We start from the raw sequence: 1,367 nt of genomic DNA, 5'->3' as shown, positions 1-1,367 counted from the left end.
GCCGTGGGTCGAGCCGGCAAGCGCCTTGAGGACCGCCCCGGCGGCGCCGCCAGAATACGCGTAGGCGATCCGGTTCCGCAGCTGGACGAAGTCCGACGATCCCGGCGATTTCAGCTCGATCGGGAAGCCGACGAGGTCGGGCTCGGGATCGGCGACGTCGAAGCCGAGCTTGGTCGTGCGTTGGCCTCGCCATAGCTTGCAGGTGAAGCCGTCGGCGGTCCGTCGGACGTCGAAATCGCTCATGCGCTCTCCCGCTGCCGGTGCCTGTCCACAGGCTCGTGTGACCACGCGACCTCATGCGACCACGCGACGACGACGCCACGCGGGGCGCCACAGGGCTCGACGCCGTCGGGCGTGACGCCATTGGCCGTGCCCCGGGTCTCGCCCTTCGTCGCGGCCGGGCCGGACCACAGCGGGAACGGCCGACGGCATGATGTTGCATCGAGACAAAAATGCAAGCTGCGATTGCCGTGGCGACGCATGCCCGGTCACCCGTGGCCGCCGCGGCGATCGCCGAGAGGATGGCTCTCGGCGGGTGTCGGGTCGACGCCCGGCCTCGCGCCACGCACGGCCGCGCCGGCGAATAGGCGCGTAAGGCTTGGTCTCGGTCGTGATCAGACGGAGGGGACGGGTCTCGGCTCCGGTCATGCCGAACTGCTGGAAGGACCAGTCCCGAAGAACGGGTCGTTAGTCCCGATGGATCACCTGGGACGGCCGGCGCGGAGCCGGCATGCCGGAATCGGGACTTCGTCGAGACTTAATAGCCTATGAACGCCGCGTTCTGCGCGGGTCAGGTATTAGCTTCATCAGCGAGCGGGAATGTACGGATTCTAGCTTTCTCACATCGTGGTACCTCTTTGTCATTGTTCTTGAAGACGGAGGCCCACTCATATGAGTGGCCATGAAGACAGACTTGGAACTCGACGCCAGAGATTTATTCCGCGGGTCGTATTGCCGAGACAGTCGTTGGATATCGAGACCGTCGCGACGCTGATTCTCTATCGGGACGTGGTTCTCGATCGGCCGTGTTGCGAAGACTGCGGCCGCCGGTGTCAGGTCGTGTCGCGGAACTTCAGCATCGCCGGACCGATCAGCCGCGAGATGCGGACCTACGAGTGCACGGCCTGCGGTCACACTCAGGCGGCACCCTACACGCCGAACAGCAACGACAAGCGGCCGAACTGAGTCGTCGGGATTCGCAGACGCCGCGCCGCGGGTTGCGCGTGCGAGTCCGTCGTGCCTCCATGGTGCGGCCGCGCCGGCGCGGCATCCGGAAGCCGCGATGCTCGACACCGTGACGATCGTGCTCGATTGGCTCGGAGTCGTCGTCTTCGCCGTCACCGGCGCCCTGGTCGCCTCGCGCAAGC

General features: G+C 66.3%; 2 protein-coding genes. One reads left to right on the top strand and one right to left on the bottom strand.

The features are described 5' to 3' along the window. The coding region (locus tag ABTU92_RS28955) for a hypothetical protein (protein WP_408095020.1) at positions 1 to 243 on the bottom strand (243 nt) is incomplete at its 3' end. 723 nt (positions 244 to 966) lie between these two features. On the opposite strand from ABTU92_RS28955, the gene ABTU92_RS28950 reads away from it, so the two are divergent. Further along, complete coding sequence (locus tag ABTU92_RS28950; protein WP_408095019.1) at positions 967 to 1,185, top strand: hypothetical protein; 219 nt, start codon at positions 967 to 969, stop codon at positions 1,183 to 1,185. Positions 1,186 to 1,367 lie beyond the last annotated feature (182 nt).

Origin of the sequence: Rhodoplanes sp. SY1 (genome assembly GCF_046000175.1) — a bacterium.
Classification (GTDB): Bacteria; Pseudomonadota; Alphaproteobacteria; order Rhizobiales; family Xanthobacteraceae; genus Rhodoplanes.
This window is presented reverse-complemented; position numbering and strand designations above follow the sequence as displayed.